This is a genomic window from Streptomyces sp. NPDC041200 (assembly GCF_055591805.1).
Map to the genome: position 1 here is coordinate 1 of NZ_JBVIZF010000060.1, position 24415 is coordinate 24415.

A 24415-nucleotide genomic window follows, 5' to 3' on the forward strand; every position below is an offset into this window, starting at 1 on the left:
CCCGTGCGGCACGGCACCGGTGACCGGTGCCGTGCCGCACGGGCGAGCCAGGGCCGGGGGCGGTGCCGGGCTCACCAGCCCGGGGTGTAGCTGGTGTACCGCCGACGGCGCGGGCGCAGGCTGACGGCGAAGCCGACGACGCCTCCCGCGATGATCCACAGGCCGGGGCCGAACGCCTCCACCCGCTCCATGATGCCGTCCAGCGACGTCACATCGTCCTGGGCCGCCTGGGTGCCCGAAGCGATGGCGGAGTTGTCGGCCGAGCCGCCCGCGTCACCGATCCTGGTGCCCGGGATGGTCACGCCGAGCGCCGTCATCGCCTTGGTGACGGGCTGGAAGAAGGTCACCCCGCCCTTGGTGCAGTCGCCGCTGCCGCCCGAGGTCACACCGAGTGCCGTGTTCCCGACGAAGAGGGGGCCGCCACTGTCCCCGGGCTCGGCGCACACGGTGGTCTGGATCAGCCCGCTGACGGCGCCCTCGGGGTAGTTCACCGTGGCGTTGAGCCCCGTCACCTTGCCGGAGCGCAGTCCGGAGGTGGCGCCGCTGCGGAAGACTTCCTGGCCCACGGTCGGGTCGGCGGCGTTGGTGATCTTCACCTGCTGGCTGCTGCCCACGTCCAGGACGCTGTTCCGGCTGAGCTTGGTGTTGTCGTAGCGCACCAGGGAGAAGTCGTTGCCGGGAAAGTTGGTCTGCACGGTGGTGCCGATGTTCGTCTTGCCCGCGGTGTCCTGGAACCAGGGCGTACCGGGCGGCCCGCAGTGCCCGGCGGTCAGGATGAAGCCGGTCTGGCCGTTGGTGACGTTGAAACCGGCCGAGCAGCGGCTGCCGTTGGTGAAGATCGGGGCGGCGCCGTTGGTCTTGGTGGTGAACGTGCCCGTGGTGCGCTCCATGCTCACCTCGCCCATCGGCGCGGCCATGTCCTTCATCCGTGACCAGTCGGAGGTGGAGACGGAGCTGTCGCCCAGCACCATCACCTTGTTGGTCTTCGGGTCGACCATCCATGCGGTGCCCGCCACCCGGGGCGCCGAGCGCAGTGTCTCGGTGGCGGATTGCAGTTGCTCCATGCTGTACCGGACCCGCTTGGCCCGTGCCCCGGCCCGGCTGACCTCGGCGGCCGCTTCCGCGTCGGTCACCGCGACGACCGGCTTTCCGTCCTCGGCCGTCCAGTTCCCGGCCGTACGGGACGCGCCCAGCTCGGCCACCAGACGGCTGCCGAGGTCGGTTCTCACGCCGCCCTGGGCGTTCTCCCCGTCCAGGACCCGCGAGGAGCCTCCGCTCTCCGCTCCGTGCGCCGATCCGCCCGGTGAGGACTGTGCGACCAGCAGTCCGCCACAGACCATGGCACCGACGGCCGCGTACCGTACTCCATGGCGCACGCCTCGCCGCGTGTGCTTCACCACCACGTCTCCTTACGTCGATCCAGCGCCGACGGCCAGAGCCAGGGCTCGGCCGGACGGGGCCCTCCCTCTCCATACGGGCGGGACCGGCGTCGCGCTCACCGCGGAGCGCGGCTGTTGTGACGCGGGGGGAAATTGACGTGCGGCGCGCTCAGTCCGGGGCCGTCAGGGGCTGTCCGCAGCGCAGGTTCCACCGGCCGGACCGGCCGCTCAGCGCGGTCGCCGTGAGCGGGGCGACGTCGAGGCGCCAGAACGTGCGCGGCGGCAGGTCCAGCGCGTGGACCAGGGCGGCGCGGATCACGGCGGGTTCGGCGACGGCGAGCACGCGTACGTCCTGCCCTGGCCCGGGCTCCAGCTCTGTCCCGGACGCCAGTCCGGCCCCGGACTCCAGCCAGGCGCCGGTCCGTTCGATCAGCCGCAGCAGCGACTCACCGCCGTGCGGCGCCGCCGCCGGGTCCGAAAGCCAGTCCGCGACCTCCTCGGGCGCCTCCCGCCCCACCTCGTCCAGCGACCGGCCGCGCCAGCGGCCCACGTCGAGGTCGCGCAGCTCGGGCGCCACCGCCGCGTCGAGGGCGAGGGCCCGCGCGGTGCCCCGGCAGCGCGCGGAGGGTGCGGTGAACATCACATCGTGGCGCGGCACGGCGTCCGCGGCGGCCCGGGCCCGCCGCACGGCGGCCGCGTCCGGCGGGGCGTCGTCGAAACGCACCTGCCGCAGCGCCGCGTTGACCGCGGGCGCCAGCAGGGTGATATGCACTGCCGTGTCCCTCTTTTCCGTACCATCTGCCCGGGCGGGGCGCCGATTCCGGCGACCGCGACGTAGCGGCGGCCGGGGGTCGCGCGCTACGGTCTCATGGAAAACGACGACGTGACGGAAGTCCGGTGAGAGCCCGGCACGGTCGCGCCACTGTGTGTCCGGCGGAATGGTCCCGTAATCGCGGGCCGTCCGGCGGGCGAGTCAGACCCAGCGTTGTCGTACGAGTACCAACAACCGGGACGCGTGTTCCCAGGAGGTCGCCATGGCTCAGTCCGCCGTTCCCGCACCCAGCTCCCAGCCGGTGCCGGAGATCACCCCCGTCTCGCTGAAGGCGATCGCCCCGTGGGCGCTGTTCTTCGGCATCCTCATGCTGATCCTCCTGTACTTCGTCGGCGCCGAGCAGGGCGCCACCGCGGTCGTCTCCGGTGAGAACGTGCACGAGTGGGTGCACGACGGCCGCCATCTGCTCGGCTTCCCCTGCCACTGACCGCACTCACCGCCGCAGTCTCAGCTCCACACCAGGGGAATCGACACCACCATGAACTCCATATCCGTCCGGGCGCTGCTCGTCCGGGGCATGCTCGCGGGTCTCGCCGCCGGGCTGCTCGCCCTCGCCGTGGCGTATCTGCTGGGCGAGCCGCGCGTGGACTCGGCCATCGCGTTCGAGGAAGCGCACAGCCATGAACACGGCGGCGTCGAACTCGTCAGCCGCACCATGCAGTCCACCGCCGGTCTGGCCACCGGCGTGCTGATCTACGGTGTCGCCCTCGGCGGCATCGCGGCGCTCGCGGTGTGCTTCGCCCTCGGCCGCGTCGGCCGGTTCGGCCCGCGGGCCACCGCCGCGCTGGTGTCGCTCGGCGCGCTGGTGTCCGTCTACGTGGTGCCGTTCCTGAAGTACCCGGCCAACCCGCCGGCCGTGGGCGACCCGGCCACCCTCGACCAGCGCACCACGCTGTACTTCCTGATGGTGGTCCTGAGCGTGCTGCTGAGCGTCGCTGCGGTCATCTTCGGCAAGCGGCTGGCGCCGCGGCTGGGCAACTGGAACGCCAGCGTGGCCGCCGCGGTCGCCTTCCTCGTGGTCGTCGGGCTCGCGTACGCGTTCCTGCCCTCCTTCAACGAGGCGCCGAACGGCTTCCCGGCCACCCTGCTGTGGCAGTTCCGGCTGGCGGCACTGGCCGTCCAGGTGACCCTGTGGGGATCCTTCGGCCTGATCTTCGGATATCTGGCCGAGCGGCAGCTCATTCCCCGCCCGGCGACCGCCGTGGCGCAGGGCACCAGGGCGAACGCGGGCGCCGTCCGCTGACCGCCCCGCTCCCCCGCCACCCCCGATCCGCCACCCATCGCCAGAGGAACCACCGCCCGTGCCGATAGCACGTCCTGCCCGTCGCGCCACCCTGCTGCTGACCGGCGCCCTGCTGCTGACCGGCTGCGGTGGTGGCCCGGAAGCGTCCTCCGGAGCCTCCAGGGACGCCCCGGGATATCCGCGCACCGTGAGCAACTGCGGCCAGAAGGTCCGTATCGCCGCACCGCCTCAGCGGGCGGTGTCGCTCAACCAGGGATCGACGGAGATCCTGCTCTCGCTGGGGCTCGCCGACCGGCTGTCCGCCACCGCCACCTGGACGGACCCCGTCCTGCCCGGGCTGCGCGAGGCGAACGCCACCGTGCCCCGGCTCGCCGACAACGCGCCCTCCTTCGAGAAGGTGCTCGACAAGGAGCCGGACTTCGTGTCCGCCTCCTTCGAATCCACGCTGGGCAAGGGCGGGGTGGCCACCCGTGAGCAGTTCGAGAAGCTCAAGGTGCCGACGTACGTCGCCCCCGCCGACTGCGCCAAGGACAACAGCGGGGACGGCGACGGCAGCCGCGGCACCCCGCTGACCATGGACGACGTCTACGGTGAGATCCGCGACCTGGCCACGGTCTTCGGCGTGGAGAAGCGCGGCGACGCGCTCATCGGCAAGCTCAAGGCCCGCGTCACGAAGGCCACCAAGGGCATCGACGCGTCCGGCGCCTCCGTGCTCTACTGGTTCGCCAACTCCGAATCCCCCTACATGGCGGGCTGCTGCGGCGCCCCGGGCATCATCACCAACGAGGTCGGCGCGAAGAACGTCTTCGACGACGCCCATGAGGAATGGCCGCAGATCAACTGGGAGACGGTGGCGGAGCGCAACCCCGACGTCCTGGTGCTCGGCGACCTCACCCGGAAGCAGGAGTCGGCCGAGACCGCCGCGAAGAAGATCGCGTTCCTGGAGTCCAACCCGGTCACCCGGTCGATGGACGCTGTCCGCAACAAGCGGTACGTCCTGCTCAGCGGGCAGGCCATGAATCCCTCGATCCGTACGGTCGACGGCGTCGAGAAGGTGGCCGCCGCACTGCGCCGCTTCGGTTCCGACCGGTGACCGATCCCGCCGCGCTCCGTGTACGACGGCTGCGGTACCCGGCGCTGTGGGCGGCCGGGGCCGTGGCGCTGCCGCTGTCGATCGCCTTCGCCATCACGATCGGCCCGGCCGACATCCGGGTCGGCGATGTGTGGGCCGTGGTGGCGTCTCATCTGGGCTGGGGCAGTACCGGGCTGACGCCGATCCGGGACGGCATCGTGTGGGATCTGCGGCTGCCGCGGACCCTGCTCGCCGCGGTGTGCGGGGCCGGGCTCGCACTGTGCGGGGCGGTGATGCAGTCACTGCTGCGCAACCCGCTGGCCGACCCCTTCGTCCTGGGGGTCTCCTCTGGCGCGTCCACCGGCGCGGTCGCGGTGGTGGTGCTGGGGGCCGGTGGCGGGGCGGTGTCCGTCTCGGCCGGTGCCTTCGTGGGTGCGGTGGTGTCGTTCGCGCTGGTGCTGGCGCTCAGCCAGGTGCTGGGCGGTACGACGGACCGGGTGGTGCTGTCCGGGGTGGCCGCGATGCAGCTGTTCTCGGCGCTGACCTCGTTCATCGTGACGACGGCGGCGGACGCGGAGCAGACCCGCGGCGTGCTGTTCTGGCTGCTCGGCTCGCTCGCGAACGTCGGCTGGGCCGAGGTGTGGGCGGGGCTCGCGGTGCTGGCCGTGGCGCTGCTGGTGTGCGGGGTGCACGCGCACGCGCTGGACGCGTTCGCGTTCGGGCAGGACGCGGCGGCCACTCTCGGCGTACGGGTGGTCCGCACCCGGATCGTCCTGCTGACCGTCACCGCGCTGCTGACCGCGGCGCTGGTCAGCTCGGCGGGCGCGATCGGCTTCGTCGGGCTGGTGCTCCCGCACGCCGCCCGCGCCCTGGTGGGCTCCGGCCACGCCCGGCTGCTGCCGGTGACGGCGCTGACCGGGGCGGTGTTCATGGTGTGGGTGGACACCCTGGCCCGTACCGTGCTCGATCCGCAGGAGGTGCCGGTGGGCGTGGTGACCTCGCTGATCGGCGTACCGGCCTTCGTGCTGGTGCTCTACCGCACCCGGAAGGCGGGGACGGCGTGACCGGGGACGCGGGAGAGGGAACCGGGCTGCGCGCGGAGCGGGTGGCGCGCGGCGAAGGCGGGCGCCTGATCGTGGACGGGGTGAGCCTCGCCCCGGCGCCGGGTTCGTGTGTCGGGCTGCTCGGGCCGAACGGCTCGGGCAAGTCGACGCTGCTGCGGCTGCTGGCCGGGGTGCTGGCCCCTGTCTCGGGCGTGGTCACGCTCGACGGCCGCCCGCTGGCGGATCTGCACCGCAGGGCGGTCGCGCGCCGGATCGCGGTGGTCGAGCAGGAGGCCGTCACCCAGTCCGAGCTGACCGTGCGCGAAGTGGTGGGCCTCGGCCGCATCCCCCATCGCCGTCCCTGGTCGGGGCCGTCGGCGGCGGACGAGGAGGCGATACGCGACGCCCTGGAGCGGACCGGGCTCACCGACCGGTCCGGGCAGTCGTGGCACACCCTCTCCGGCGGTGAGCGCCAACGCGCCCAGATCGCCCGCGCCCTCGCGCAAGCGCCCCGGGAACTGCTGCTGGACGAGCCGACCAACCACCTCGACATCCAGCACCAGCTCGATCTGCTGGCACTCGTCGCGGATCTGCCGGTCACCACCGTGATCGCGCTGCACGATCTGAACCTGGCGGCGATGTACTGCGACACTCTGCTGGTGCTGCGGGAGGGACGGGTCGCGGCCGCGGGCGCCCCGGGGGACGTCCTCACCGAGGATCTGATCGCCGAGGTCTACGGGGTGCGCACGGCCGTAACGCCGGACGGCCCCGACGGACGCCCGCACATCCGCTTCCTCACCAGGTAACCGGAATCCGCGGAATCACCCGCCGAGCGCACCTGCGGATGCATCCCCTCCGGATCACCGGGAGAGTCGGACGTATCCGACATACCTGATGAGCTGGTTGGGGTGCTGCGGTATGCGTATCACCGGACTTGGACATGCGGGACTCTTCATCGAGACCGGGGCGGGATCGGTACTGTGCGATCCCTGGGTGAACCCCGCCTTCTTCGGGTCGTGGTTTCCGTTCCCGGACAACACGGAGCTGGACTGGGCACACTACGGACGGTCCGCGGACTATCTGTACGTCTCCCATCTGCACCGGGACCACTTCGACGCACAGAACCTGCGCCGCAATGTGCGCAAGGACATCACCGTGCTGCTGCCCGCCTTCGCCACCGATGAGCTGGAGCGTGAGCTGCGCGCGCTCGGATTCACCCGGTTCCTGCGCACCGAGAGCGGGCGGCCGGTCGAACGGGATGGCCTGCGCATCATGATCACCGCCCTCACCGGTCCCGGCGACGGCCCCATCGGCGACTCCGCGCTCTCCCTGGACGACGGCCGGACGGTGCTCCTCAACCAGAACGACGCGCATCCGCTGGACATCCCGGCGATCCGGGAGTTCGGCGAGGTCGACGCGTACTTCGTGCAGTTCTCGGGGGCGATCTGGTACCCGATGGTCTACCAGCTGCCGGACTCCGCGAAGCGGGAGTTCGCCGCCCGCAAGAGGCAGGGGCAGTTCGACCGCGCCCTGCGCTACATCGACGCGGTCGACGCGGCACACGTCTTCCCCAACGCGGGTCCGCCGTGCTTCCTCGACGAAGCGCTCTTCGACTACAACGGCACCGGCCGCGACGGCGAGTCCATCTTCACCGACCAGCGCGAGTTCCTGGCCCAGCTGGCACAGGCGCGGCCGGGTGTCTCGGCGCATCTGCTGCTGCCGGGTACGGTCGCGGAGCCGGAGGACACCGCCTGCAAACTCACCCACCGCCACACCGACAAGGAGATCGACCACATCTTCGGCGACAAGCGCGCCTATCTGCGCGACCTCGCCCGCCGTCAGCGCCCCGCCCTCACCGCCGAACGCGCCTCGCGCGCCCCCGCGCTGCCGCGCGACCGGCTGCTGGCCGAGCTGAAGCGGTGGTGGGAACCGCTGCTGGCGCGCGCGGACCACATCTGCGCGGGCGTCGGCGGCCCCGCCCGGCTGGACGTGGGCGAGATCCCGGTCGTGATCGACTTTCCGGCGCGGGAGGTACGGGAGTGGAACGGCGAGCGCTGCCGCTACACGCTGTCCACGACGGGCGACCTGGTAGCCACCAACATCGCCAGGCGCGAGGTCGACTGGTCCAACAGCCTGCTGCTGTCGATGCGGTTCAGTGCCAGCCGCGTAGGGCCGTACAACGAGTTCCTGTACGTGTTCTTCAAGTGCCTGTCCATGGAGCGCGTCGAGTACGTCGAGAACTACTACGCCTCCGGCGAGGACGACGGCGAGGACATCGAACTGGACGGCTGGCGGATCCAGCGCCGCTGCCCCCATCTGGGCGCCGAACTGAGCCGGTTCGGTCAGATCGAGGACGAGGTGCTCACCTGCACCCTGCACGGCTGGCGCTACGACCTGACCACCGGGCGCTGTCTGACGGCCGACGGCCACGAACTGCGCGCCAAGCGGTGCGAGAACCCCTGAGACGGGCGGGGCTCCGGTGCGTATGGGTCGGTGAACCCACCGAAGGAGTCCCCCATGACGCGCAGAAGAACCCCCGGACGCCGCAAGCAGCTGGTGCTCCTGGTCGGCGCTGTGGCGCTGGCCGGTACGGGAGCCGGAGTGATGGCGGCCACCAGTAACGCCACCACCAGCCCGAGTACGGTCAAGTCGGCCGCCAACTCCACCGTGTGCGACGGACTGACGCAGGCACTGGCCAACAACGAGAAGTTCATCGCGGACCAGCAGGCGAATCCGGACGCGCAGTCGGACGCCCGGATCGCCAACCGTCTGGCGGTCATCGAGGAAATCAAGCGCAAGCAGGAGGCGTCCGGGTGCGCGGTGGACTCCCCCGCCGCCGCGTCCACACCGGGCGGCGAGGCCGCGGCCGATGACACGGGAGCGGCAGGTGGCACGGGAGCGGCCGGTGACACAGCGGCCGCCGGGGATGCCAGCGGCGGCGAGGTCGTCTGCGCGGGCTCGACGGTCACCCTGTCCGGCGAGGACGGGGCACCGGCCGCGTCCAGCAATCAGTTTCCGGCCGGCACCAAGCTGAAGGTGACCAACCTGGACAACGACAAGTCCACGACCGTCTCCGTCACCTCGACCTCCGGAAGCTGCGCCCTGCTCAACAACGCCGCCTTCGAGCAGGTCCGTGAGCCCGGCAAGAACCTGATCCGCAACGCGCGGATCGAGCGCGTGGGCTGAGCGGTTGAACGGCTCAGCGGCTCAGCGGCTGAGCGGCTGAGCGGTCGACGCACCGGGGGCCGGAGGGCGGAACTACCGGCCCCCCGGCGGCTGATCAACGGCCCTGGTCGGTGGCCTTGCCCCGGCGGGCGGCCACGGCCGCGAGCGTCTGCCAGGCCCGCTCCGGGTGGCGGGTCTCCTCCGGGTCACCGTTGTACGGATCGAGCAGCACCGACTCGGCGCCCAGTCGGCGCAGCTCCTCGATGTCGTCCATGATCTGGTCGATCGTGCCCTCACCTGCCGGGCGTTCGGGGCCGGTGACCGGCTCGTCGGTGACCTTCAGCACCAGCCGCGGGGCCAGTCCGGGCACCGGGCGGCTCAGCTCCTCCGCGATGCCCTTCAGCCGGTCCAGCGCCTCCCGCAGCCAGTCGAGGGTGAACCAGATCGGATGCCACGCCCGGCCGTGCCGCACCGCCCGGCGCAGCGCGGCGTCGCTCATGCCGCCCACCCACACCGGTATGTCCCCGCTGCGGTAGTCCGCGTCGTCCTCCCAGGCCGTGCGGATGGTCTGGAGGTGTTCGTCGGTCAGCTGTCCGCGCCGCTCGAACTCCACTCCGAGCGCCTCGTATTCCTGCCGCGCCCATCCCACGCCGACGCCGAGGACCAGGCGGCCCCCGCTGAGCTGGTTGAGGTTGGCGGCCATGCGGGCGATGAGGAGGGGATGGCGGTACGGGACGACCAGCACGGTGGTCCCCAGCCGCACCCGGTCGGTGATCCCGGCCAGCCAGGAGAGGGTGGTGAAGGGGTCGTAGAACGGGGCGGGGTACCGCTCCGCCACATCGGGGGTGACCGCGACGTGGTCCGAGACCATCAGCAGGTCGTACCCCAGGCCCTCCACGGTCCGGGCCCACTGACGCAGCACATCCGGCCGGGCGCCCGGGCCGAAGTTCGGGACGTTGACTCCAATTTCCATGCCGTCACCCTAGGCAGTGATCATGAAGCCGGGGAAGCCGCCCCGCTCCCCTGCCGCACCCGCCGCCGCACGGCTACTCTCACCCCATGAATGCCACTTGGAACCCTTCCGCACCAGGGGTGTTACGGCTGCCCTCGGGGCGGCTCGTGCGCGGCCGGGGGCTGCGCCACCCTCTTCCCGAGGGGCCCGCGCCCGCCTTCGCGCTGTATCTGCTGGGCCAGGAACCGCCGTCGGTCGAGTGGGAGGCCCGCTGGCTCCGCTGGCCCGATTTCCGGCTGCCGTCCGACCGCGAGGCGGCCGCCGCCGCGCTGCGCGAGGTGTGGGAGCGGGCCGCGGCCGAGCGTGTCGAGGTCGCCTGCGGCGGTGGCCGGGGCCGCACCGGGACGGCACTGGCCTGCGTCGCGGTGCTGGACGGCGTACCGCCCGGGGAGGCGGTGGCTTACGTACGCGAGCACTACGCGGCACGCGCCGTGGAAACGCCCTGGCAGAAGCGGTATGTCACGCGGTTCGGGCAGTCCGCGGCCGTCGATTGACCGTGTATTGAAAATGTCTTGAGCGCCGAAACGCACGCGACCTAGGGTCAGCGTCATGATCAAAGCGCCGGACACCGGTTACCAGAAGGAATGGCCCGCCGTGGTGGCGGCAGCCGTCACCGTCGTCTTGTGGGCCTCGGCCTTCGTCTCCATCCGCACTGCGGGCTCGGCCTATTCGCCCGGCGCCCTGGCCCTCGGGCGACTGTTCACCGGGACGGTGGCGCTGGGCGCGATCTGCCTGATACGGCGGGTGGGGTGGCCGCCCCGCGCCGCCTGGCCGGGGATCGCCCTCTCGGGTTTCTTCTGGTTCGGCGTCTATTCGGTGGCGCTCAACTGGGGTGAGCGGCTGGTCGACGCGGGCACGGCGGCGATGGTCGTCAACATCGGCCCGGTCCTCATCCCGCTGCTGAGCAGCAAGCTGCTGGGCGAGGGGCTGCCGCGTCCGCTGGTGTGGGGGACGGCGGTGTCGTTCAGCGGCGCGGTGATCGTGGGGCTCTCGATGTCCGACTCGGGCAGCGCGTCCGTCCTCGGCGTACTGCTGTGCCTGGTGGCCGCGATGACGTACGCGGGTGGTGTCGTCTCCCAGAAGCCCGCGCTGCGGCACGGCGGAGCGCTCCAGGTGACCACGTTCGGCTGCCTGATCGGGATGGTGGCCTGCCTGCCCTTCGCCGGGACGCTGGTGTCGGAGGCCGCGCACGCCCCGCTGTCCGGCACGCTCAACATGATCTATCTGGGCCTGTTCCCGACCGCGCTCGCCTTCACCACCTGGGCCTTCGCCCTGGCCCGCACCACCGCGGGCCGGATGGGCGCCACCACCTACGTCGTACCGGCCCTGGTGGTACTGATGTCCTGGCTGGTGCTGGACGAGGTGCCGGGCGCGCTGACGCTCGCGGGCGGCGCCCTCTGCCTGGCCGGGGTCGGGATCTCCCGCCGCCGCCCGCGCCCGGCACCCTCGACGGTCGTGGCCACGAGTGGTGAGACCGCCAGGGAAGCGTCTCCGACCACATAGCCGCATACGGGTTTCAGACACCTCCTAGCAGCTACGGGCGTAGCACCGGCGTGATCCAGCCGATGTGCCCGTAGTCGTTTGGCACACTTTTCTGCACGATATCGATCACTTCCCGACCGATATAGTCCGAGTGTGACCGGTATCGCAGAGAAGAATCCGCTCCGCGACGGATGAGAGCGATACGCGAGGGTACCCATCGCCTCATGGACACAAACGAGCAACCCTCGCTCACGCCCGATCTGCCGCCTCTGGTCGACGTACCGGACCTGACGTTCCCCAGCGGACGTCGAACGGCCACCTCCCAGGGCCCGGCGGAGCGGAACGGCGAAAAGGAATCCCCTACCCCCTCCACCACCCCCCAGCAGCGGCCCCTCGCGGCGTAAAGCCCGGCGACTCGGGCACTCAGCAGGCATGCGCCTTGCAGTGCTCGACATAGGTTCACGTGCCGTTCACCTGAAAATCGCCGACCTCGTTCCGGGCGGACCGCCCGAGCCGGTGACCACACTCAAGCAATCGGTCCATCTGGCTGAGGCGACCGACCACCAAGGCGTGATCAGTGACGACGCCATCCGGCGCCTGGTCGGCGCGGTGACCGAAAGTGAAGCGGTCACAGCGGCCCACCAGGCCGACGACCTGGTGCCCCTGGCGACTTCCGCGGTGCGGGACGCGGCCAACCGGGATGCCGTCCTCACCGCGATCGAGGACGCCACCGGAGTCCGGGTGCGCTTCTTCACCGGCGAGCAGGAGGCGCGCCTGACCTTCCTGGCCGCGCGCGGCTGGCACGGCTGGTCGGCCGGGCAGATGCTGCTGTTCGACATCGGCGGCGGCTCGATGGAGCTGGCCTGCGGCGGCCGTACGGAACCCACGGTGGCGCTCTCGCTGCCGCTCGGGGCCGGCCACCTCACCCGCCACCACCTGCCCGACAAGGGGCCGGTGCACAAGCGGGACGTGGCACGGCTGCGTCAGTACGCCCGTTCCGTCCTCACCGATGCCACGGTCGGCCTGCGCGACCAGCCATCCCCCGTGTCCGCGATCGCCACGTCGAAGACCTTCACCCAGCTCGCACGGCTCGCCGGAGCCCCCAAGCCGACAGCCGGGACGCCCGGCCGCAGCACCCTCGACCGCTCCGACCTGCGGAAGTGGATTCCCCGGCTGGCGGCCAGGTCCGACGCCGAGCGCGCCCGGCTGCCGGGCATCTCCGCGTCCCGGGCCCATCAGTCGCTCGCCGGGGCGATCGTGGCGGAGGCCGCCATGGAGGTGCTGGGCGTGCGGCGGGTCACCATCTGCCCCTGGGCCCTGCGCGAGGGAATCCTGCTGGACCGGCTGGCCGCGCTCGGCACCCAGCCGCTTCCGGCGGCGGCCATACCGCGGGCCCGGAGCCACACCGTCCACCGGCTGCACACCGTCTCCTGACCACCGCGCCGCCCGCCCGTCTCCCCCGGGATGATCAGGCGGGTCCGGCGCGTTATGCACTGCGGCAATCTGTGTCGACGACGATGGGGACGGATGACATGCCTCTTCACGGTGAATACGAGCCGAGCCCGACCGAGTGGGTGCGCGATCAGGTCGAGCTGATCGAGAGCTCCGGGGGTACCAAGGGCACCACGATGCGGGGCATGCCCGTCATCGTGCTGACCTCGCGCGGGGCGAAGAGCGGGAAGATCCGCAAGACGCCGCTGATGCGGGTGGAGCACGAGGGCAGGTACGCGGCGGTGGCCTCGCTCGGCGGCGCCCCCCAGCACCCCGTCTGGTACCACAACGTGCTGGCCGACCCCCGCGTCGAACTGCGCGACGGGACGGAGCTGTGGGACATGACCGCCCGCGAGGTCACCGGCGAGGAGAAGGCGCAGTGGTGGCGGCGCGCGGTCGAGGCGTTCCCGAACTACGCCGACTACCAGGAGAAGACCACGCGCGACATCCCCGTCTTCGTCCTGGAGCCCGCGGCCACACCGCACTGAGCCGCACCGAGCGGGGGTCCGGCCCGGCGGCCGGACCCCCGCTCCGGCACCCGGCGGCCTCCACCCGGCCATCACACAATCTCTACGCGATCGGGCCCGTGGGACCCATGGTGATATGCGTCCTCGCGACAGGGGAAACCGAAGGTTAGGCTCGGGTGGCACACCTGCACCACGGCACGAAGGAAGTACCTCAGCATGACCACCGCGAACAAGGGCGATCTGTCCCCGATCTACGACAGTCTCATAGCGGAACAGGGCGATGTTCTGGCCGAGGCGCGGGAAGCGGCCGAGGAGATTCAGCGGGAGGCCGCCGAGGCCCTCGACTGGAGCCGGATCCGCCCCGCCCAGGGCCCCAACCCGCACCAGACGAGCGAGTGACGAGGGGTCCGTACCGCCTCGCCCCGCAGCGGGTTCCTCGGATTCGACCATGACAACCGGCGCGGCCCGGGGCTCCAGCCATCGGGCCACGCGACCGCGCGAAGGCATTGGACTACCACGCGCGGTGACCTCCCTCTTCGATAAGATTCCGGCGACGCACCGGACTTGACCGCGTCGCACACTTATCGCATGAGGGGAATCAGGTGACTACAGGGGTAGAGACATTCGAGTTTCAGGTCGAGGCGCGCCAGCTCTTGCAGCTGATGATCCATTCGATCTACTCGAACAAGGATGTCTTTCTGCGGGAGCTCATCTCCAACGCCTCCGACGCCCTGGACAAGCTGCGGCTGGAATCCCTCCGGGACGGGGAACTGGAGGCGGACACCTCCGATCTCCATATCGCGCTGGACGTCGACAAGGAACAGCGCACACTGACCGTCCGTGACAACGGCATCGGCATGTCCCACGAGGACGTGGTGCAGCTCATCGGGACGATCGCGAACTCCGGCACGGCGAAATTCCTGAAGGAGCTGAAGGAGTCGCAGGACGCGGCGGCCTCACAGGACCTGATCGGGCAGTTCGGAGTCGGTTTCTACTCCAGCTTCATGGTCGCCGACGAGGTGACCCTGCTGACCCGGCGCGCGGGTGAGAGCCAGGGCACCCGCTGGGTGTCCAGCGGCGAAGGCACGTACACCATCGAAGCGGCCGAGGACGCGCCCCAGGGCACCTCGGTCACCCTGCGCCTCAAGCCCGAGGACGCCGAGGACCACCTCTTCGACTACTCCTCCCCATGGAAGATCCGGGAGATCGTCAAGCGGTACTCGGACTTCATCACCTGGCCGATCCGGATGGCCGGTGAAATCCCCGCCGCCTCGTCCGAGGACGACAGCACGCCCGACGACGGCGGCACACCGGAACTCGAGACCATCAACTCGATGAAGGCGTTGTGGGCCCGCCCGCGGGGCGAGGTCACCGACGAGGAATACAACGAGTTCTACAAGCACATCAGCCACGACTGGACCGGCCCGCTCGAGACCATCCGCATGCAGGCGGAGGGCACCTTCGAATACCAGTCGCTGCTGTTCATTCCCTCCCGCGCACCGCAGGACCTGTATATGCAGGACCGCAAGCGGGGAGTGCAGCTCTACGTCAAGCGCGTCTTCATCATGGACGACTGCGAAGCGCTCATGCCGGAATACCTGCGCTTCGTCAAGGGTGTCGTCGACGCCGCCGACCTTTCGCTGAACGTCTCGCGCGAGGCCCTTCAGCAGGACCGTCAGATCCAGCTGATGCGCCGCCGGCTGGTCAAGAAGGTGCTGTCGACGGTGAAGGACATGATGTCCGGCGACGCCGAGCGGTACGCGACGTTCTGGAAGGAGTTCGGCCGCGTCCTCAAGGAAGGGCTGCTGGGCGACTTCGAGAACCGGGACGCGATCCTGGAGGTCTCCTCGTTCGGCTCGACGCACGACGCGGAGCAGCCGACCACGCTCCGGCAGTATGTGGAGCGCATGAAGGAGGGTCAGGAGCACATCTACTACATGACGGGCGAGTCTCGCTCGTTCGTGGAGAATTCGCCCCACATGGAGGCCTTCCAGGCCAAGGGGTACGAGGTGCTGGTCCTCACCGACCCGATCGACGAGCTGTGGGTCGACGCCGTCCCCGAGTTCGAGGGCAAGCAGCTGCGCTCGGTCGCCAAGGGGCAGGTCGACCTCGACGGCGAGGACGAGGCGGGCGAGAGCGGGCCCGAGCGCGAGCAGCAGAAGAAGGACTTCGCCGATCTGCTGTCCTGGATGACGACGACCCTGAGCGAGCAGGTCAAGGAGGTGCGGCTGTCCTCCCGCCTCACCACCTCCCCCGCCTGCATCGTCGGCGATACCCACGATGTCACTCCGGCCCTGGAGAACATCTACCGCGCGATGGGGCAGAACGTGCCCCAGATCAAGCGCATCCTGGAGCTGAACCCCACGCATCCGCTGGTCAGCGGTCTGCGCACGGCCCACGGCGAGCGTCCGTTGGACTCGGGCCTCGCGGAGACGGCCGAAATCCTCTACGGGATGGCCCTGCTCGCCGAGGGCGGGGAACTGAGCGACCCGTCGCGCTTCATCAAGCTGATGGCAGGCCGCCTGGAGCAGACGCTGTGATCAGCACATTTTGATCCGCACTGTGATCAGCACCCCCGGCGGGCCGTCACCACGGCCCGCCGGGGTTTTTGTCCGGCATTTGCCGGACCGGCAAATCCTCTCCGCGTCTCCCCAGCCGTCACCGCATGATCGTGGCGTAGTGGGCCGAGGGCCCCGGAAGCTCAGGGAGGATCCATGCACCACCGGTTGATCGACGTTCCGGATGCCCGTATCCATGTGGTGGAGGCGGGCTCCGGCCCTCTGATCCTCCTGCTCCACGGCTTCCCCGAGACATGGCGCTCCTGGCGCCACCAGCTCCCCGCGCTCGCCGCGGCCGGATACCGCGCGGTGGCCCTCGACGTACGCGGCTACGGCCGCTCCTCCGCGCCGCGCGATGTGGCGGCCTACCGCATGCTCGCCCATGTCGGCGACAACGTCGGCGTGGTCCGTGCCCTCGGCGAGGAGACCGCGGTGGTCGTGGGCCACGACTGGGGCTCTCCCATCGCCGCGAACTCCGCGCTGCTCAGGCCCGATGTGTTCACCGCCGTGGGGCTGCTCGGCGTGCCGTACGCGCCCCGGGGCGGCCCGCGGCCCAGCGAGATCTTCGCGCGGATCGGCGGGGACGAGGAGTTCTACGTCAGCTACTTCCAGCAGCCCGGCCGGGCCGAGGCGGAGATCGAGCCCGATGTGCGCGGCTGGCTCGCCGGGTTCTACGCCGCGCTCTCGGGCGACACCGCTCCCCCGGGGCCCGGCAGCAGCCCCTTCTTCGTCCCGCCGGGCGGACGCATGCGGGACCGCTTCCCGGACGGTCCGCCGCCCTCCTGGCTCACCGAGGCCGATCTCGACACGTTGGCCGCGGAGTTCGAGCGGACCGGGCTGGCCGGAGCGCTGGGCCGCTACCGCAACGCCGACCGCGACTGGGAGGATCTCGCGGCCTGGGACGGGGCACCGCTCACCCAGCCCTCGCTGTTCCTGGCCGGGGAGCGTGACGCCTCGCTCGGCTGGCTGGCCGACGCCATCAAGGCGTACCCCACCACCCTCCCCGGCCTGATGTCCTCGCACCTCCTGGACGGCTGTGGTCACTGGGTGCAGCAGGAGCGTGCCGAGGAGGTAAACCGGCTGCTGATCGCCTGGCTGCGGGCGCTCGGCTGAGGCCACCCGCCCGAGGGCGCTTCAGCCGAGGTGTTCGGCGGCCGCGGCGCGGATCAGCTGGCGCAGCCCGTCGTAGTAGACGTCGTGGTCGGTCAGGGCGGGCAGCACCACGTCCCGCTGCCCCGTCAGCACCGGGAACTCCTCGGGATCCAGCGCGGCGAGCGCCGTGCGCGCCGTGGCCATGGCCCGCTTCTCGTCCTGGTGGTCGACGAAGGCGACAGCGCCGAGGGTGAGCAGATACAGCCGCCGGTAGACCTGGATGGCCGCCGCCGGTGTCATCCCGGCGGCGACGCTCTGGGCGAGCTGCGGCTCGACCAGGCGGCTCAGCAACTGCGGGCCGAACCAGGAGCGGCCCGCGCGCAGCGCCGCCAGCCCCGGGTGCCGGAGGAGCACCTCGTAGAGCGCGGTGAAGCGGGTCTCGGTGGCGGTGGCCCAGTCGATGTCGTGCGGCACCCGGGGCAGCAGCGTGGCCAGGTGGTCGGCGCAGACGTTCAGCAGACCGTCGAAGTCGCCGCAGCGGCGGAAGACCGTGGCGTGCGAGACGTCGAGCCGCTGAGCCACCGCCCGGAAACTCAGGGCCTCGGGGCCGTCCTCGTCGATGACCGCCAGGGCCGCCATCGCGATGGCGTCCAGGGCGGGTGGTTCGGCCGCGGTCCGCTTCTTTCTCACGGGCACATACTTTCTCACGCGACGCGGCGATACAGTGGTTGTTACACTGTATCGCGTGGTGACTCATCAAGACATACAGGCTGCGGCGCGACGCGTCGCGGGGCACATCCGGCCCGTCGCGCTCGCCCCGGTGGATGAGGGTTCCTTCGGCAAGGCCGAGGGCTGGCTGGCCCTGGAATTCCTGCAGCACACCGGCTCCTTCAAGGCGCGCGGGGCGTTCAACTTCATCAGCGGCCATGTCGAGGCGGGCACCGTTCCGGACGCGGGTGTCGTCATCGCCTCCGGTGGCAACGCCGGGCTGGCGTGCGCCTGGGCGGCGGCCCGGCACTCCGTGACCGCCACGGTGTTCGTGCCCGAGACGGCGCCCGCCGTCAAGGTGGGCAGGCTGCGGGCGCTCGGGGCGGACGTACGCCAGGTCGGCCGGGAGTACGCCGAGGCGCTGGACGCCTCGCGCGCGTACGCCGCCGAGACCGGCGCGCTGGAGTCGCACGCCTACGACCATCCGCTGATCGCGTCCGGTGCGGGCACCGTGATGGAGGAGATCCTGCGGTGCCGCCCGGACCTGGACACGGTGGTGGTGTCGGTCGGTGGCGGCGGGCTGTTCACCGGGGTCGCGGTGTCCGCGCTGGCACACGGCGTCGGCGTGGTGGCCGTGGAGCCGCACGGATCGCGGGCGCTGAACGCGGCACTGGAAGCCGGGGCGGTGGTCGACGTGCCCGTGGATTCGGTCGCGGCGGACTCGCTGGGGGCGCGGCGTGCGTCACCGATGGCGCTGGAGTGGGCGCGCAAGGACGGGGTGCGGTCGGTGCTCGTGTCCGACGAGGCCATCGTCTCGGCGCGGCAGGCCCTGTGGGACGACCGCCGGATCGCGGTGGAGCACGCCGCGGCGACCGCCCTCGCGGCGGTGCGGTCGGGGGCGTACGAGCCCCGGCCCGGCGAGAAGGTGGCGGTGCTGCTGTGCGGGGCCAACACCGACCCGGGCGACCTGGCCCGCCCGTAGCCACGCCGCGAAACGCCCTCGCCCCTCCCCCGGCCGCGGGGGGGCGGGTCGGACCGGCGGCCGTCTACTCCCCCGCGTACGCCTTCTGAAGTGCGGCGATGTCGAGCTTGACCATCGGCATCATGGCGTCCATGGCACGCTTCGCCTTCACCGGGTCGGAGTCGGCGATCATCTCCGTGAGGACCTCGGGGACGACCTGCCAGGACACCCCGAACTTGTCCTTCAGCCAGCCGCACTGGATCTCCTGACCGCCGCCCTCCAGGAGCCGGTTCCAGTAGTAGTCGACCTCCTCCTGGTCCGCGCAGTGGATCTGGAACGAGATGGCCTCGTTGAACGTGAACTGCGGCCCGCCGTTGAGCCCGACGAACTTCTGGCCGTTGATCTCGAAATCCACGGTCAGCACCGAGCCGGGGGTGCCGGGACCGGCCTCGGTGTGACGGACGGTCCGGCCGAGCTTGCCGTCCTTGAAGACCGAGACGTAGTGCTGCGCCGCCTCTTCGGCCTGGCCGTCGAACCACAGACAGGTGGTGAATCCGCCGCTGGCCATCGGTGCCTCCTACAGGTGGGAGTGTTTACCTGTACCGACCCGCGCCGCGCGGCAAACTCATCGCTCCTCGGCGCACTGGTTTCCGGTGAGATACCGGTGCAGATGACCGGCACCTTCGAGCATGGCCGTGGTGCGCCGGGTCAGCCCCTCCCAGCGCTCCGCGATGACCTCGCGCAGCGCGTCGCTGCTACCCGTGCGGCGCAGTCCCTCCAGCACGGGCCGGATCCGGTCCAGGGGATAGCGGTCCTGCCGCAGCATATGGATCATCCGGGCGTCCCGGACGTCGGCCGGGCCGAAGGTGCGGTAGCGGGTGCCGCGCTCCCGCTTCGGGACCAGCAGCCCGGCGGACTCCCACACCCGGAGCGCGGACGTGCGGACACCGAGGTACGCGGCCACCTCGCCGATGCGCAAGGCCCCCCGCGGTACGTCCAGCGTCTCCGGGGTCTGTCCGGCGACCGCTTCGAGCGCTTCGCCCGCGGCCCGCAGGGACAGCCGCTGGGCGTGCAGGGCCGCGTGGGCGGCGTCCACGAGGCCGAGCGCGAGCGGTACGTCCCCGGCGTGGACCGCCCGCATGACCTCCCGCGCGGTCTGTTGTCCGTACCCGGGGACGAGCGCGTCGTACGTGGCCAGCGCCCGTCGGTGGCGGGTGTCGAGCCTGCGGTAACCGGCCGGGGTGCGGGACGCCGGGGGCAGGACGCCCGCGTCGACGTAGTTGCGGATCTGCTGGGTGGAGATTCCGGCCGAGCGTGCCAGATCGATGGGGCGCAGCGGTGTTTCCGGGCTACCGGTGGGACGGCTCATGGGGTGACTCTATCCGCATGGTGTACACGGCGAGTTGAGGGTTTTCCGCCCTCACTTCCCGCCGAGCTGGCACGTGATGGTGAAAAGTCTCTACGCGGAACTTCAATGAAACACTTGAAGGCATGGATGTCAGTGACAGGGACGATGTTCGGCACCACCATGCCGCGGACACACACGAGGTGATTCAGGTCCGCGGGGCCAGGGAGAACAATCTGCGGGAGGTCTCTCTCGACATACCCAAGCGGCGGCTCACCGTCTTCACCGGGGTCTCCGGCTCCGGCAAGTCCTCGCTCGTCTTCGACACGGTCGCCGCGGAGTCACAGCGGCTGATCAACGAGACCTACACGGCCTTCGTCCAGAACTTCATGCCGACGCTCGGCCGTCCCGATGTCGACGCGCTGCGCAACCTCAGCGCCGCGATCATCGTCGACCAGGAGCGCATGGGCGCCAACTCCCGTTCCACCGTGGGCACCGCCACCGACGCCCACACCATGCTACGGATCCTGTTCAGCCGGATCAGCACTCCGCATGTGGGCCCGCCGCTCGCGTTCAGCTTCAACACGGCCGAGGGCATGTGCCCGCGGTGCGAGGGGCTGGGCCGGGTGTCGGAGATCGACATCGGCCAACTGGTCGACCGGGAGCGGTCGTTGAACCAGGGGGCGATCACCGTCCCCGGATTCGGGGTGGACACGTGGTACTGGCAGCTTTTTGCGCGCTCCGGCCTTTTCGACCCCGATGCCCCGCTGAGGGACTACACCTCCGAGCAGTGGCGGGACTTCCTCCACAAGCCCGCGACCAAGGTCAAGGTGGGCAAGAACAACCTGACCTACGAGGGGCTGGTCACCAAGGTCAGGCGGCTGTATCTGGGCAAGGACCGGGAGGCGATGCAGCCCCAGGTCCGCGCGTTCGCGGACCGGGCGGTCGCGCTCGCCCGCTGCCCCGACTGTGACGGCTCCCGGCTGAACGAGGCGGCCCGGTCCTGTACGGTCGACGGCCGTACCCTCGCGGAATGCTCGGCGATGCAGATCAGCGACCTGGCCGCGTTCGTCGGGGACATCCGGCACGACGCCGTCGGGCCGGTCCTGGAAACCCTCCGCGAGACGCTGGACTCGCTGGTGGAGATCGGCCTCGGGTATCTGAGCCTGGACCGGGAGTCCGGCACGCTCTCCGGTGGCGAGGCGCAGCGGGTGCGGATGGTCCGCCACCTCGGTTCGAGCCTGACGGATGTGACGTACGTCTTCGACGAGCCCACCGTCGGGCTGCATCCGCATGACATCAGCCGCATGAACGCCCTGCTGCTCCAGCTGCGCGACAAGGGCAACACGGTGCTGGTGGTGGAGCACAAACCGGAGACGATCCTGATCGCCGACCATGTGGTGGATCTGGGCCCCGGCGCCGGTGCGGCGGGCGGGCAGCTCGTTTACGCGGGGGATCTGGCCGGGCTGCGGGCCTCCGGCACCCTGACCGGCGACTACCTCGGCCACCGGGTGAGCCTGCGCGACAAGGTGCGTGAGCCTCGTGGCCAGCTGCCGATCACCGGGGCCCGGCTGCACAATCTGCGGGATGTGAGCGTGGACATCCCCCTCGGGGTGCTCACCGTCGTCACAGGCGTCGCCGGGTCCGGCAAGAGTTCCCTGATCCATGGCTCGCTCGGCGGGCGGGACGGGGTGATCGTGGCCGACCAGTCGGCCATCCGCGGCTCACGCCGCAGCAACCCGGCCACCTATACGGGGCTGCTGGACCCGATCCGGTCGGCGTTCGCCAAGGCCAACGGGGTGAAGCCGGGGCTGTTCAGCGCCAACTCGGAGGGCGCGTGCCCGCGGTGCAAGGGCATCGGCCTGACCTACACCGATCTCGCGATGATGGCCGAGGTGGCGTCGGTGTGCGAGGAGTGCGAGGGCAAGCGGTTCAAGGCGGAGGTGCTGGCGTACCTGCTGCGCGGGCGCAGCATCGGCGATGTGCTCGCCATGCCGGTGGCCGAGGCCCGGGAGTTCTTCACCACCGGTCAGCCACGGGTGATCCTGGACCGGCTGATGGCGGTGGGCCTCGGCTATCTCGGGCTCGGCCAGCCGCTCACCACCCTGTCCGGCGGTGAGCGGCAGCGGCTCAAGCTCGCCATCCACATGGCGAAGAACGGCACGACGTACGTGCTGGACGAGCCGACGACCGGGCTGCACCTGGCCGATGTGGACCAGTTGCTCGGGCTGCTCGACCGGCTCGTGGACGACGGCAACACGGTCGTCGTCATCGAGCACCACCAGGCGGTGATGGCTCACGCGGACTGGATCGTCGACCTGGGCCCGGGGGCGGGCCAGGACGGCGGCCGGGTGATGTTCACCGGGACGCCCGCCGACCTGGTGGCCTCCGGTACGTCGCTGACGGCCACCCATCTGCGGGAGTACACCGGCGGGTAGGCGGCCCGCGTCACCGAGGCGGTGGCGGGGGCGCGGGGGCGCCCGCGGGCGGGGCGATCTTCGGGTACGACGCGCTCCGGCCCGGGGCGTCCGGTCCCGCCGCCTCGCCTGCCGCGGCTTCCCCGACCGCCGCATTCTGTGCCGCCACGTCCCTCGGCAACAGGGCGTCGCGGGCGGCGCCCGGGTCCCAGCCCGTGTCGACCACGCGCTTTTGCACCAGGACGGCGGCGCCCAGCACCGCCAGGCCGATCAGCAGGATGAGGGCGACGCTCACCCCGCCACCGGCCTTGCCCGCGTTGCCGATGAGCGCGCCGAACCAGCCGAAGTCGGCGTCGCCGAAGGTGGTGTTCTGCTTCCCGAACGCGCCGAGCACCTTGAGCAGCAGGGCGGGCAGGAAGGTGATGAGCACACCGTTGAGGAACGCGCCCACGGCGGCGCCGCGACGGCCGCCGGTGGCGTTGCCGTAGACGCCCGCCGCGCCCCCGGTGAAGAAGTGCGGCACCAGGCCCGGCAGGACCAGCGCGAGGCCGAACGCCGGGTTGAACACCCAGGTGAGCAGGGCCAGGCTGACCAGGCCGCCGGTGAAGCTGGAGAGGAAGCCGATGAGCACGGCGTTCTGCGCGTACGGGAAGACGATCGGCGCGTCCAGCGCGGGCAGGGCGCCCGGGACGACCTTGCTCGCGATGCCCTGGAAGGCGGGCACGAGTTCGCCGAGGATGGTCCGCACACCGAAGAGGATGACCGCCACCGCGATGCCGAACTGCAGGCCCTGCATCACCGACTGCATCACATAGTTGCCGGTATCCGTGGCCGCGGTTCCAGTGCCGGTGGCGAATGCCTTGAAGGCCGTCCGCTGCCCGGCCTTGATGAGGAAGAGCACCGCCATCACGACGTAGATGAACAGCATCGACAGGGCCGTGGCCACCATCGAGTCGCGCAGGAAGCGCAAGCCCTCGGGCAGCTTCATCTCCTCGGTGCTGCGGCTGCGCTTGCCAACCACCTTTCCGGCCGCGCCCGCCACCACGTAACCGGCGGTGCCGAAGTGGCCGATGGCGACGGTGTCGTTGCCGGTGACCCGCTTGGTCCAGGGGTGGGCGAAGGCGGGCATGGCCACCAGCATGATGCCCAGCAGCACACCGCCCACCGCCACCACGACGACGGTGGACTGACCGGCGTTGGCCAGCACCACGGTCAGCAGCGTGGCCATGAACAGCATGTGGTGTCCGGTCAGGAACACGTAGCGCAGCGGGGTGAACCGGGCCAGCAGCAGGCTGACCACGAAGCCCAGGATCATCAGCCAGGCGACGCGCGACCCGAACTGCGCCTGGGCGATGCCGACGATGGCCTCGTTCGTCGGGATGACGCCGTGCGCGCCGGTGACGCCCTGGATCATCGTGCCCAGCGGGGTGAGGGAGCTGGTGACCAGCCCCGCGCCCGCTCCGATGAGCAGGAAGCCGAGGGTCGCCTTGATGGCGCCGCCGATGATCTGCCCGGTGGTCTTCTTCATCGCGATGAGTCCGATGGCGGTGATGATGCCGATCAGATACGCGGGTTCGCTCAGGATCTCGTTCACGAGAAACTTCGCGGGAGTTACGAGCCAGCCCATGATGTTACTTCTGTTCCCGTCGTCAGACGTCGTACGTGTCCCGGAGCACCGCGTCGATCTCCGCGGTGCTCGTGAAGTCCTGAACCACCTTCACCGGCCGCCCCACATCGCCCAGGGTCCTGGCGATCTCGCGGGAGGTGAGCAGGGCCACGGCCTCGGAGGCCTTGCCCTTCGCGGAGATGGTGTCGGTGGCCTCCACGGTGACGTACGCCGACCACCCCCAGCGGTCCAGGACCTGTTCCAGGGTGTTCTTGAGGAACAGGCTCGTGCCCACGCCGTTGCCGCACACCGTGAGGATCGTGTGCTGGGAGGGTCCGACCGCCCGCGGCTTCGCGGCCGCGGGGCTCTGCTCGTCACCGCTCAGCACGGCGCGCAGCGCCTCGGGGGTGGGTGCCGCGGCGAGGGCGGCCGCGGCGCCGGGATCGCCGAGCAGCCGGGCCAGGCTCGCCATCGCGGCGGTGTGCGCGCCGGAGTCGGTGGCGGCGAGGGCCACGACCAGGGTGACCGGATCGTTGGTCTCG

General features: G+C 70.7%; 25 protein-coding genes. 17 read left to right on the forward strand and 8 right to left on the reverse strand.

The annotated features are described in order from the left end of the window. Nucleotides 1-71: 71 nt before the first annotated feature. Both ACZ6CL_RS40695 and ACZ6CL_RS40700 read right to left on the reverse strand, forming a co-directional pair. Nucleotides 72-1397: a S1 family peptidase gene (locus ACZ6CL_RS40695; protein WP_468946060.1), complete on the reverse strand. Its 1326-nt coding sequence runs from the start codon at nt 1395-1397 to the stop codon at nt 72-74. A gap of 151 nt (nt 1398-1548) precedes the next feature. Beyond that, on the reverse strand, nt 1549-2151 hold the full coding sequence (locus ACZ6CL_RS40700) for a histidine phosphatase family protein (protein WP_468946063.1): 603 nt from the start codon (nt 2149-2151) through the stop codon (nt 1549-1551). 262 nt (nt 2152-2413) lie between these two features. On the opposite strand from ACZ6CL_RS40700, the gene ACZ6CL_RS40705 reads away from it, so the two are divergent. The 7 genes from ACZ6CL_RS40705 (at nt 2414) to ACZ6CL_RS40735 (ending at nt 8755) form a co-directional block, all read left to right on the forward strand. Continuing rightward, nucleotides 2414-2638: a CbtB domain-containing protein gene (locus tag ACZ6CL_RS40705; RefSeq protein WP_468946065.1), complete on the forward strand. Its 225-nt coding sequence runs from the start codon at nt 2414-2416 to the stop codon at nt 2636-2638. A 51-nt stretch (nt 2639-2689) separates the two neighbouring features. Beyond that, nucleotides 2690-3454, forward strand: coding sequence for a CbtA family protein (locus ACZ6CL_RS40710; RefSeq protein ID WP_468946067.1), 765 nt, complete (start codon nt 2690-2692; stop codon nt 3452-3454). 58 nt (nt 3455-3512) lie between these two features. Next, the gene (locus ACZ6CL_RS40715; protein WP_468946070.1) at nt 3513-4547 is read left to right on the forward strand and encodes an ABC transporter substrate-binding protein; all 1035 of its coding nucleotides are present in this window, start codon (nt 3513-3515) and stop codon (nt 4545-4547) included. Then, a complete protein-coding gene (locus ACZ6CL_RS40720; protein ID WP_468946072.1) occupies nt 4544-5590 on the forward strand; it encodes a FecCD family ABC transporter permease in 1047 nt (348 codons plus the stop codon). Before ACZ6CL_RS40715 ends, ACZ6CL_RS40720 begins: the two co-directional genes overlap by 4 nt. Next, nucleotides 5587-6375, forward strand: coding sequence for an ABC transporter ATP-binding protein (locus tag ACZ6CL_RS40725; RefSeq protein ID WP_468946074.1), 789 nt, complete (start codon nt 5587-5589; stop codon nt 6373-6375). The genes ACZ6CL_RS40720 and ACZ6CL_RS40725 overlap by 4 nt, the downstream gene beginning before the upstream one ends. A gap of 112 nt (nt 6376-6487) precedes the next feature. Next, entirely contained in the window at nt 6488-8032 is a 1545-nt protein-coding gene (locus ACZ6CL_RS40730; RefSeq protein WP_468946076.1) for a Rieske 2Fe-2S domain-containing protein, read from the forward strand. Nucleotides 8033-8086: 54 nt separating this feature from the next. Then, nucleotides 8087-8755, forward strand: coding sequence for a hypothetical protein (locus ACZ6CL_RS40735; protein ID WP_468946078.1), 669 nt, complete (start codon nt 8087-8089; stop codon nt 8753-8755). Nucleotides 8756-8849: 94 nt separating this feature from the next. Here ACZ6CL_RS40735 and ACZ6CL_RS40740 read toward each other — a convergent pair whose 3' ends face one another. After that, nucleotides 8850-9707, reverse strand: a complete 858-nt coding sequence (locus ACZ6CL_RS40740) for an LLM class flavin-dependent oxidoreductase (protein WP_468946080.1) — start codon at nt 9705-9707, stop codon at nt 8850-8852. Nucleotides 9708-9793: 86 nt separating this feature from the next. Here ACZ6CL_RS40740 and ACZ6CL_RS40745 point away from each other — a divergent pair, with 86 nt between their 5' ends. From ACZ6CL_RS40745 to ACZ6CL_RS40780, 8 genes are all read left to right on the forward strand, one after another. Beyond that, nucleotides 9794-10240 carry a protein-tyrosine phosphatase family protein gene (locus tag ACZ6CL_RS40745; RefSeq protein ID WP_468946082.1) on the forward strand — a complete coding sequence of 149 codons (447 nt, stop codon included), beginning with the start codon at nt 9794-9796 and terminating at the stop codon, nt 10238-10240. 55 nt (nt 10241-10295) lie between these two features. After that, nucleotides 10296-11249 (forward strand): DMT family transporter, encoded by a 954-nt coding sequence (locus ACZ6CL_RS40750; RefSeq protein WP_468946084.1) that lies wholly within the window; start codon nt 10296-10298, stop codon nt 11247-11249. Between the two features lie 203 nt (nt 11250-11452). Next, nucleotides 11453-11632, forward strand: a complete 180-nt coding sequence (locus tag ACZ6CL_RS40755) for a hypothetical protein (protein WP_468946086.1) — start codon at nt 11453-11455, stop codon at nt 11630-11632. A gap of 28 nt (nt 11633-11660) precedes the next feature. Further along, nucleotides 11661-12662, forward strand: a complete 1002-nt coding sequence (locus ACZ6CL_RS40760; RefSeq protein WP_468946088.1) for a Ppx/GppA phosphatase family protein — start codon at nt 11661-11663, stop codon at nt 12660-12662. 98 nt (nt 12663-12760) lie between these two features. Continuing rightward, nucleotides 12761-13207, forward strand: a complete 447-nt coding sequence (locus ACZ6CL_RS40765; protein ID WP_468946090.1) for a nitroreductase family deazaflavin-dependent oxidoreductase — start codon at nt 12761-12763, stop codon at nt 13205-13207. Nucleotides 13208-13402: 195 nt separating this feature from the next. After that, entirely contained in the window at nt 13403-13585 is a 183-nt protein-coding gene (locus ACZ6CL_RS40770; RefSeq protein WP_468946091.1) for a hypothetical protein, read from the forward strand. A 203-nt stretch (nt 13586-13788) separates the two neighbouring features. Continuing rightward, nucleotides 13789-15726, forward strand: coding sequence for a molecular chaperone HtpG (htpG, locus tag ACZ6CL_RS40775; RefSeq protein ID WP_468946094.1), 1938 nt, complete (start codon nt 13789-13791; stop codon nt 15724-15726). Between the two features lie 174 nt (nt 15727-15900). Continuing rightward, entirely contained in the window at nt 15901-16857 is a 957-nt protein-coding gene (locus tag ACZ6CL_RS40780; RefSeq protein WP_468946097.1) for an alpha/beta fold hydrolase, read from the forward strand. Between the two features lie 21 nt (nt 16858-16878). On the opposite strand, the gene ACZ6CL_RS40785 is transcribed toward ACZ6CL_RS40780, so the two are convergent. Beyond that, entirely contained in the window at nt 16879-17526 is a 648-nt protein-coding gene (locus ACZ6CL_RS40785; protein WP_468946100.1) for a TetR/AcrR family transcriptional regulator, read from the reverse strand. Between the two features lie 55 nt (nt 17527-17581). On the opposite strand from ACZ6CL_RS40785, the gene ACZ6CL_RS40790 reads away from it, so the two are divergent. Next, nucleotides 17582-18526, forward strand: a complete 945-nt coding sequence (locus ACZ6CL_RS40790) for a threonine/serine dehydratase (RefSeq protein ID WP_468946102.1) — start codon at nt 17582-17584, stop codon at nt 18524-18526. A gap of 64 nt (nt 18527-18590) precedes the next feature. Here ACZ6CL_RS40790 and ACZ6CL_RS40795 read toward each other — a convergent pair whose 3' ends face one another. Together ACZ6CL_RS40795 and ACZ6CL_RS40800 are read right to left on the reverse strand one after the other, a co-directional pair. Beyond that, nucleotides 18591-19073 carry a VOC family protein gene (locus ACZ6CL_RS40795; RefSeq protein ID WP_468946104.1) on the reverse strand — a complete coding sequence of 161 codons (483 nt, stop codon included), beginning with the start codon at nt 19071-19073 and terminating at the stop codon, nt 18591-18593. A 57-nt stretch (nt 19074-19130) separates the two neighbouring features. Then, entirely contained in the window at nt 19131-19874 is a 744-nt protein-coding gene (locus ACZ6CL_RS40800) for a MerR family transcriptional regulator (protein WP_468946106.1), read from the reverse strand. A gap of 122 nt (nt 19875-19996) precedes the next feature. Between ACZ6CL_RS40800 and ACZ6CL_RS40805 the strand changes: the two genes are divergently transcribed. After that, nucleotides 19997-22288 carry an ATP-binding cassette domain-containing protein gene (locus ACZ6CL_RS40805; protein WP_468946107.1) on the forward strand — a complete coding sequence of 764 codons (2292 nt, stop codon included), beginning with the start codon at nt 19997-19999 and terminating at the stop codon, nt 22286-22288. 10 nt (nt 22289-22298) lie between these two features. Here ACZ6CL_RS40805 and ACZ6CL_RS40810 read toward each other — a convergent pair whose 3' ends face one another. Then, nucleotides 22299-23894, reverse strand: a complete 1596-nt coding sequence (locus tag ACZ6CL_RS40810) for a PTS ascorbate transporter subunit IIC (protein WP_468946110.1) — start codon at nt 23892-23894, stop codon at nt 22299-22301. 22 nt (nt 23895-23916) lie between these two features. Next, nucleotides 23917-24415, reverse strand: a 499-nt coding sequence (locus ACZ6CL_RS40815; protein ID WP_468946112.1) for a PTS sugar transporter subunit IIA, incomplete at its 5' end; no start/stop codon positions are given.